The 8,757-nt window shown below is 61.0% G+C and carries 9 protein-coding genes; 4 read left to right on the forward strand and 5 right to left on the reverse strand.

The features are described 5' to 3' along the window. Window positions 1-41: 41 nt before the first annotated feature. The 3 genes from clpS to EOA36_RS18705 all read left to right on the forward strand — a co-directional run bounded on the left by clpS (window position 42) and on the right by EOA36_RS18705 (window position 3,502). The gene (gene clpS, locus EOA36_RS18695) at window positions 42-320 is read left to right on the forward strand and encodes an ATP-dependent Clp protease adapter ClpS (protein ID WP_245464403.1); all 279 of its coding nucleotides are present in this window, start codon (window positions 42-44) and stop codon (window positions 318-320) included. Between the two features lie 6 nt (window positions 321-326). Further along, entirely contained in the window at window positions 327-2,795 is a 2,469-nt protein-coding gene (gene clpA / locus EOA36_RS18700; RefSeq protein ID WP_127278895.1) for an ATP-dependent Clp protease ATP-binding subunit ClpA, read from the forward strand. 65 nt (window positions 2,796-2,860) lie between these two features. Beyond that, entirely contained in the window at window positions 2,861-3,502 is a 642-nt protein-coding gene (locus EOA36_RS18705; protein WP_245464402.1) for a chloramphenicol phosphotransferase, read from the forward strand. On the opposite strand, the gene EOA36_RS18710 is transcribed toward EOA36_RS18705, so the two are convergent. The 5 genes from EOA36_RS18710 to EOA36_RS18730 form a co-directional block, all read right to left on the reverse strand. Further along, window positions 3,457-4,716 (reverse strand): phosphatase PAP2 family protein, encoded by a 1,260-nt coding sequence (locus tag EOA36_RS18710; protein ID WP_127278896.1) that lies wholly within the window; start codon window positions 4,714-4,716, stop codon window positions 3,457-3,459. The genes EOA36_RS18705 and EOA36_RS18710 overlap by 46 nt on opposite strands. A 107-nt stretch (window positions 4,717-4,823) precedes the next feature. Continuing rightward, entirely contained in the window at window positions 4,824-5,258 is a 435-nt protein-coding gene (locus tag EOA36_RS18715; protein WP_127278897.1) for an HIT family protein, read from the reverse strand. Window positions 5,259-5,386: 128 nt separating this feature from the next. After that, complete coding sequence (locus tag EOA36_RS18720; protein ID WP_127278898.1) at window positions 5,387-6,601, reverse strand: GNAT family N-acetyltransferase; 1,215 nt, start codon at window positions 6,599-6,601, stop codon at window positions 5,387-5,389. Window positions 6,602-6,656: 55 nt separating this feature from the next. Further along, a complete protein-coding gene (locus tag EOA36_RS18725; RefSeq protein ID WP_127278899.1) occupies window positions 6,657-7,385 on the reverse strand; it encodes a glycerophosphodiester phosphodiesterase in 729 nt (242 codons plus the stop codon). A gap of 14 nt (window positions 7,386-7,399) precedes the next feature. Next, window positions 7,400-7,864: a RidA family protein gene (locus EOA36_RS18730; protein WP_127278900.1), complete on the reverse strand. Its 465-nt coding sequence runs from the start codon at window positions 7,862-7,864 to the stop codon at window positions 7,400-7,402. 138 nt (window positions 7,865-8,002) lie between these two features. Between EOA36_RS18730 and EOA36_RS18735 the strand changes: the two genes are divergently transcribed. Further along, window positions 8,003-8,757: cell envelope integrity EipB family protein (locus EOA36_RS18735; protein WP_127278901.1), on the forward strand; the 755-nt coding region annotated here is incomplete at its 3' end.

Consider the following 8,757-nt stretch of genomic DNA (forward strand, 5'->3'; position numbering starts at 1 on the left):
TGGGTTTTGGTGCGCGTGATAACGGCCGTCCCGCGGCCGTTATCACGCGCACCAAAACCAAGACCAAGAAGCCCAGCCTTTACCGGGTCCTCATCCTCAACGACGACTACACTCCGATGGAGTTCGTGGTTCACGTGCTGGAACGTTTTTTCCAGAAGGACCGCGAAGCCGCCACACGCATCATGCTTCATGTTCACAATCATGGAGTGGGCGAGTGCGGGGTCTATACATTCGAGGTGGCCGAGACCAAAGTGTCCCAGGTCATGGATTTCGCCCGACAGAATCAGCATCCGCTGCAATGCGTGATGGAGAAGAAGTGAGGTAACATGCCGGCTTTCTCCCAAGGCCTGGAAAAGGCGCTTCATCAAGCGCTGACGCTCGCCAACGAGCGGCACCATGAATATGCAACCCTTGAACACCTGCTGCTCGCGCTTATCGACGACACCGAGGCGGCCGCCGTCATGCGCGCTTGCAACGTCGATCTCGACGAGCTGAAGCATACCGTTCTGACCTACATCGATACCGAGCTCGACAATCTGGTCACCGGCTACGATGAGGATTCCAAACCGACGGCCGGTTTCCAGCGCGTGATCCAGCGCGCGGTGATCCATGTGCAGTCATCCGGCCGCGAGGAAGTGTCGGGTGCCAACGTGCTCGTCGCCATCTTCGCCGAGCGCGAAAGCCATGCCGCCTATTTCCTGCAGGAACAGCAGATGACCCGCTACGACGCGGTCAACTACATCTCGCATGGCATCGCCAAGCGTCCGGGCGCGTCGGAGAACCGCACGCCGCGCGGCGCAGATGACGAGCAGGGCGGCCAGAACGGCGCCGAACCGCAGGAGGAAGGCGGCAAGAAGAAGCAGCAGCAGGACGCGCTGACCGCTTATTGCGTCAACCTCAACAACAAGGCCAAGGCCGGCAAGATCGATCCGCTGATCGGTCGTGAGAGCGAGATCAACCGCACCATCCAGGTGCTGTGCCGCCGTTCCAAGAACAACCCGCTCTATGTCGGCGATCCCGGCGTCGGCAAGACGGCGATCGCCGAGGGCCTCGCCAAGCGCATCGTCGAGGGCGACGTGCCGGAAGTGCTGCACAATGCCACCATCTTCGCGCTCGACATGGGCACGCTTTTGGCCGGCACGCGCTATCGCGGCGATTTCGAGGAACGGCTGAAGCAGGTCGTCAAGGAGCTCGAGGATTATCCGGGCGCAGTGCTGTTCATCGACGAGATCCATACGGTGATCGGCGCCGGCGCGACTTCGGGCGGCGCGATGGACGCGTCGAACCTGTTGAAGCCGGCTCTGTCGTCGGGTGCAATACGTTGCATCGGTTCGACCACCTACAAGGAATTCCGTCAGTTCTTCGAGAAGGATCGTGCGCTGGTGCGACGCTTCCAGAAGATCGACGTCAACGAGCCGACCATCGAGGACGCCATCGAGATCATGAAGGGCCTGAAGCCCTATTATGAGGAATTCCACAAGGTGAAGTTCACCAACGAGGCGATCAAGGCCTCGGTGGAGCTGTCGGCGCGCTACATTAACGACCGCAAGCTGCCGGACAAGGCGATCGACGTGATCGACGAGACCGGCGCCTCGCAGATGCTGGTGCCGGAAGCCAAGCGCAAGAAGACGATCGGCATCAAGGAAATCGAAGCGACGATCGCTACCATGGCGCGCATCCCGCCGAAGACGGTTTCGGCCGATGACGAGAAGGTGCTGCAGGGCCTGGACATCGAGCTCAAGCGCGTCGTCTATGGCCAGGACACCGCCATCACCGCGTTGACCTCGGCGATCAAGCTGGCACGTGCCGGTCTGCGCGAACCGGAGAAGCCGATCGGCTCCTACCTGTTCTCTGGGCCAACGGGTGTCGGCAAGACGGAAGTCGCCAAGCAGCTCGCCGCCTCGCTCGGCGTCGAACTGATCCGTTTCGACATGTCGGAATATATGGAGCGCCACACCGTCTCGCGGCTGATCGGCGCGCCTCCCGGCTATGTCGGCTTCGACCAGGGCGGCCTTTTGACCGACGGTGTCGACCAGCATCCGCACTGCGTGCTGCTGCTGGACGAGGTCGAAAAGGCGCATCCGGACCTGTTCAACATTCTGTTGCAGGTTATGGACCACGGCAAGCTGACCGACCACAATGGCAAGCAGATCGACTTCCGCAATGTCATCCTGATCATGACCACCAATGCGGGCGCATCCGATGCGCAGCGCGCGGCGATCGGTTTCGGTTCGACCAAGCGCGAAGGCGACGATGTCGAGGCGATCAACCGGCTGTTCACGCCGGAATTCCGCAACCGCCTCGATGCGATCATCCCGTTCGGCTCGCTGCCGGTGCCGGTCATCCACCAGGTGGTGCAGAAGTTCGTCATGCAGCTGGAAGCTCAGCTTTCCGAACGTGGCGTCACCTTCGACCTGTCGCCGGATGCGATCGCCTGGCTCGCCGACAAGGGCTATGACGAGCGCATGGGTGCACGGCCGCTCGGCCGCGTCATCCAGGAGCACATCAAGAAGCCGCTGGCCGACGAGGTGCTGTTCGGCAAGCTCAAGAAGGGCGGAACGGTGCGCGTCACCGTCGAGAAGAAGGAAACCGGCGAGACCGGCCTGAAGCTCGAATCGCTCGCCGACGAGGCGCCGGTGAAGCCCAAGAAGGAAGAGCCGGAAGACGCGCCGAAGCCGCCCAAGGCGGTGGCCAAGAAGCCTGCGGCAAAGAAGGTCGTGGCGCAGAAGCCGGAGCCTAAGGGCAAGGACGGCGGCAAGCGCAGCCTTGTGCCGCAACTGCCCAGAAAGGGCTGAGCCTGGCGAAAGTCGAAAAAAGCCCCGGAAACGGGGCTTTTTTCATGGGAACAATGAGGTGGCGCGTGGCCGGGCAAATCATCATCCTCAACGGCGCGCCGCGTTCGGGAAAGTCGAGTATAGCCGAGGCCATCGGGGAGAGCTTTGACGGTCCATGGATGAATCTTGGCGTTGACAGCTATGAGCAGATCACGCCGCCGCGATATCGTCCCGGAATAGGCCTGCGCCCTGGCGGCGAGCGGCCCGATCTGGAAGTTTTCGTGCCGCGCTTCTATGCGGCCCTCTATGAATCGATCGCGGCGCATAGTCGATTGGGGCTGAATGTCGTTGCGGATGTCGGCCACCACGACGCTTATTCGAAACCGCTCCACATCCTGGCCGATTGCGCGAGGCGGCTCGCCGGCCTGCCGGTCCTGTTTGTTGGCGTTCGCTGCCCGATCGAGGTCATCATGGAAAGGCGCGCCGCCAGCGCCGCGGGCGGGAACTACGTTACCGGCGCGCCCGGTGATCCCGTGCCTTTGCCTGTACGCCTGTGGCAGGGAGAAGTGCACCGGCCTGGCGTGTATGATTTGGAAGTCGATACGTCACGCCTCGGTGTCGGGCAATGCGCGGATGCGATCCGCCAGCAGTTTCTGAAGGGAGTGGTGGCGCCAACGGCGTTTCAGAGGCTTTCGGATCCGGCTTTTGCGGCGCTCCGGTCTTCCTGATCCAATTGTCCGCAAATGATTTGGCGTGGATAAGCGCCGTCGTCCATGGCCAGGCCATCGGCCGGTTGCGGCGTTAAACAAATGAGTGGCAGCGCGCCGAGGCCGGACAGCTCTTCCAAAACGGTAATAGTTCTTGCGTCCGCCCGGGACAACGCCGCGCCGGTGATTTTCCAGATCGCAAGGGCAACAAGCGCGCCGGCGTAGCCGTCAATGGCATAGTGCCAGCCAAGGACCACCGAACCGAGCATGATGAGCACCGCGAATATCCACATCAAAGTGCCAAGGCTGACCGATAGCCTGGTCGCATAGAGGGCAATGAGCACGGCCGACGCGACATGCATGGAGGGAAATGCCGATATGCCCATGCTGCCCGAAGGCAAACCCTGATAACCGTCCCACAACCTGTCCTGCAGGGAAAGGGCCCAGATCGGATACTGCCGATTTGCCGATTGAAGTGCGTCCATCAACGGTTGATAGAGATCGCCAAGGCCGAGCCTGGCGTAATAGCAAGGGCCGGCCGATGAGAATATCAGGGCAATGCCGAAGCCGCCTATCAGCCAGACCAGCATGAAGCTGAGCAGAAACTGATGTCGCAGCAGGGAATCGCGAGCCGCCGCGACGCTTGAAAAGATCGCCGAGAGCAGCACCACGAACCAAAGATTGTAACAAAGATTGAGAAAATGAACGGCCAGGGGGCTTTCCACGATCCACCAGACCCATTGGTAAGTAGGGCGGCCGAAATGCAGGCCGACGCTGAATTGTGCAAAGGCTTGGTCCCAGGAGAAAGGCGCCAGCAACGCGATCGCTCCTTTCAGTACCGTGAAGCCGGATATAAAAGCCATGATCGCGACCAGCCCGTTCACGCCGTTGGCGATGCGCCTTCGATCAGACAGCAACTCCCAGAATGAATTCAGGAAAAGACGGAGCGGCGAGGTGGCGCCGTCGACAATGGCCAGCCATAACAGGCGGAATGCCGCGTAGACACATCCGACAACCCAGGAATACACCCCCAGGTAGAAGCCGTATTCGACAAGCAGTCCAAAATCCGGCCGGATGCCGACCCGGGCGCCAATCATGAAACTTAGTCCGTGTGTAAACAGGGCGACCGCATGAATAGCGCGGTGGCGATAAAATGATTCGGCCAAAAGATGCACGAAGGCGCCGCTCGCGCTGGCGCCAGGCTGCCTGCCTAAAGTTTCCGAAATATCCCGCATCGCCCGTCCTCCGCGAAAACATGCCCCGGAAAGGCTTGCAAAGGTATGAACAAAGTAATCGCAGGCTGTAATACAGGCGACACCATGATCTGCCGGTTTATAAAGGATTAAAATCCGCTCTGGAGGGCGCCGCGGATCTTGTCTGCGTTCCGCGCCAGCACTTCCGGATTCTCCATCGGGCCCGTGTGCGGTTTCAGGGGGATGCCGTCGAAGCGCGGGATGACATGGACATGCAGGTGATAGACGGTTTGTCCGGATGCAGGCTCATTGAACTGCATGATGGTGACGCCGTCGGCATTGAAAGCCTTCCTGACCGCCTGTGCCACTTTCTGAACGACCGTGAAAAGGAGGGCGAATGTCGAGGGCTCGGCGTCGAGCAGATTGCGCGACGGCGCTTTCGGCACCACCAGCGTATGGCCTGGTCCTTGCGGCATCACATCCATGAAAGCCACGACAGCCTCGTCCTCGTACACACGGTGCGAGGGTATTTCGCCGCGCAGGATTTTGGCGAAGATGTTGTCGGTGTCATAGGCCTCAGTCATGGCGAACGCTCCGGAGTGTGCCTTTGCCGTCCGGTGTAACGAAGCCGCCTCCGAGCGGCAAGACGAAGCTGCGGGGAGATCGATCGAGATCGACCATGCCGGCCTCGACGAGCGCGCGATGAGGCCGGCTATTCCTCGAGATCTTTGCGGAACGGGGTATGCTCCTCCAGATATTCGCCCATCCGCTCCACCTCGCGCCGTTCGCGCCCGAGATAATCGGCGACCGCTTTGCGCAGGCCGGGGTGGGCAATGTAGTGCGCCGAATGCATGGTCACAGGCCGGTAGCCGCGCGCCAGCTTGTGTTCGCCTTGCGCACCCGCCTCGACCACCTTCAGCTTGCGTTCGATGGCGAACTCGATGGCCTGGTGGTAGCAGACCTCGAAATGCAGGTAGGGGTGGTCCTCGATGCAGCCCCAATTGCGGCCGTAGAGCGCATCGGAGCCGATGAAGTTGATGGCGCCGGCAATGTAGCGCCCGTTGCGCCTGGCCATCACCAGCAGAATGTCGTCCGCCATGCGTTCGCCGATCAACGAGAAGAACTGGCGGTTCAGGTAGGGGCGGCCCCATTTGCGGCTGCCAGTGTCCATGTAGAAGGCGTAGAAGTCGTCCCAGGCCTTTTCGGTCAGGTCCTTGCCGGTGAGCCAGTCGATCGTGATGCCATCGGCGAGCGCTTCGCGCCGTTCCTTCTTCATCGCCTTGCGCTTGCGCGAGGCAAGCGTGGCGAGGAAGTCGTCATAGGTGGAAAAGCCTTCGTTGAAGAAGTGGAATTGCTGGTCGGTGCGATGCAGGAAGCCCGCAGCCTCAAGCGTCGCGACGTCGCTCTCCTGCGCGAAAGTGACATGTGCCGAGGATACGCCGAGCTTGTCGGTCACCATTTTGAGCCCGGCGGCAAGGCCGGCCTTCACTGCATCCTGATCCTCGCCTTTGCCGACCAGCAGGCGAGGGCCGGTGACGGGCGTGAACGGCACGGCACTCTGCAGTTTGGGATAGTAACGGCCGCCGGCGCGCTCGAAGGCATCCGACCAGCCATGATCGAACACATATTCGCCCTGGCTGTGCGACTTGAGATAGCAGGGAACCGCACCGAGCAGCCTGCCTCGCGCAGTCTCCAGCCGCAGGTGATGGCCTTGCCAGCCAGTGCGCCGAACGGCGCAGCCGGAATCCTCCAGAGCGCTCAAAAAAGCGAATGAAACCAGCGGGTTATAGCCGACTTCCGCGTCGCCGCGCGTGGTCCCGGCAAAGCCATTCCATTCATCGCAGGTAAAGGCGCCTATACCGGCGGCGATGCGGATCGCATAGTCCGCATTCGCCGTTTGTCCGTCGCCGTCGTCGCCCTGATCCATGAGGCTTATTTAAGCTCCATTCGGGCCGCTACAAGTCACGTTTCGGGCACCCTCTTCAGGCGACTTTGACCAAGTCGGGTTCGAAGCCTTCGAACGTCATCTGATCGGCATATCTAAAGGTCAGGTCGACCGCCGGCTGGTCATGGACCGTCCAGGTGATGACAGGCATTTTGAGCTTTTCGCGCACGAAGCTGACAAACGGGTTCGGCAGATCGCCGGCGGCGTAGGAGGTGAAGGAGAGCTCGTGCGCCAGCATGGAGAAATGCGCTTCGATCAGCTTGGCGTCCTTGCCATAGGCGGTCAATCCAGCTGGAATGCCGGGCGCGTGTTTGGGGAAATCGCGGATCAGCCAGTGATCGAACGACATGATCGCAGCCTTGCCCTTGTAGCGCTTCAGCATCTTGCCGACGCGTGCCACCAGGCCTTCATCGCGACCGGGAGTTCCTTTCAGCTCGACGACCATGGGTACACGGCCGTCGACCAGGTCGAGCGTTTCCTGCAGCGTCGGCACGTGATCCGCCGTGCCGCCAACCTTGAGCGCGGTAAGTTCGGCGGCGCTCCGTTGCCAGACGAACCCGTCCTTCCCGGTCAACCTTTGCAGATCATCATCATGGATGACGATGGGAACGCCATCCGACGAAAGATGCACGTCGCATTCGATCGCGTAGCCGCGCTCGGCCGCGGCTGCGAAGGCGGAAAGCGTGTTTTCCCAGCGCGTCTTGTTCATGTCGTGAAAGCCGCGATGGGCAACCGGCCGGGCAGTCAGCCAGGAGAGGTCGGTCATGTCTGCACCTTCACTCATTCGACTTCGAAGACCGCTTCGATCTCCACCGCGGCATTAAGCGGCAGGGAGGCGGTACCGACGGCGGAGCGTGCGTGCTTGCCGCCTTCGCCGAGCGCGGCAACCAGGAAATCGGAGGCGCCGTTGGCGACCAGATGCTGCTCGACGAAATCGGGGGCCGACGCCACGAAGACGGTGATCTTCACCAGGCGGCGGATCTTCTCGAGGTCGCCAAGTGCCGCCTTGGCTTGCGCCAGGATGTTGATGGCGCAGTATTTCGCCGCGTCCTTGCCGCTTGCCGTGTCGATGTCGCGGCCAAGCAGGCCGCTCGCCTGCAGCTTGCCGTCCTTGAGCGGCAATTGTCCCGCCGTGAACAGCAGGTTGCCGGTCCTGCAATAGGGCACGTAGTTGGCGGCGGGCGCGGCGGCAACAGGAAGCGTCACGCCGAGATCACTTAGCCGCTTTTCGATTGTTTCACTCATTGCTTTTCCCTATTGCTGGAAGGTGCCGCGCTGGCCGGGCCGAAATTGCTATTTTTGCCTCGCTTCCGCCACGACTTTTTTTAAGCTGGACCATCTTTCCCTGCGGCCTGCCATCAGCCGCGACGATTGGAGTACCTCATGCGCGCAACGCGCCTTGCATTCCACGCCGTTCTGTTGTCGGCGCTGTTCCCCGTGGGCTCCGCTTTCGCCGTACCGGCGCTGCAGGCGCATCGCGCCGTCTACGATCTCACCCTCAAGAAGGCGGATGATCGCTCCGGCATCACCGGCATCACCGGCCGCATGGTCTACGAGTTCAACGGCTCGGCCTGCGAAGGCTATACGGTGAAATTCCGTTTCGTCACCCAGATCGCGACCAACGACAACACGAAGCTGACCGACCAGCAGACCACCACGTTCGAGGACGCGGAAGGCAAGATGTTTTCCTTCGTGACGAAGTCCTTCGTCGACCAGAACCTCGACAAGGAGGTCAAGGGCGTCGCGACAAAGAATGCCAAGGGCCTGAAGGTCGATATCGACAAGCCGGAGAAGAATAGTCTCGAACTCGCTGCCACCCAGTTCCCGACCCAACATCTGGTCGAGCTGATCGGCAAGGCCGAAAAAGGCGAAAACTTCTACCAGACCAACCTGTTCGATGGCTCGGAGGACGCCAACAAGGTGATGACGACCACGGTTGTCGTCGGCAAGAAGACCGAGGCCGACAAGGCCGATCCGGAAGCGCCGGCACTGGCGAAGCTTGCCGCCGACAAATATTGGCCGGTCGACATCGCCTATTTCGACGACAGCACCCAGAACGGCGAGGAAGTGCCGGAATACCGGATCAGCTTCAAGCTGCACGAGAACGGCATCACCCGTGATCTCGTCATGGATTATGG

This window comes from Mesorhizobium sp. M8A.F.Ca.ET.021.01.1.1 (genome assembly GCF_003998025.1).
Taxonomy (GTDB): Bacteria; Pseudomonadota; Alphaproteobacteria; order Rhizobiales; family Rhizobiaceae; genus Mesorhizobium.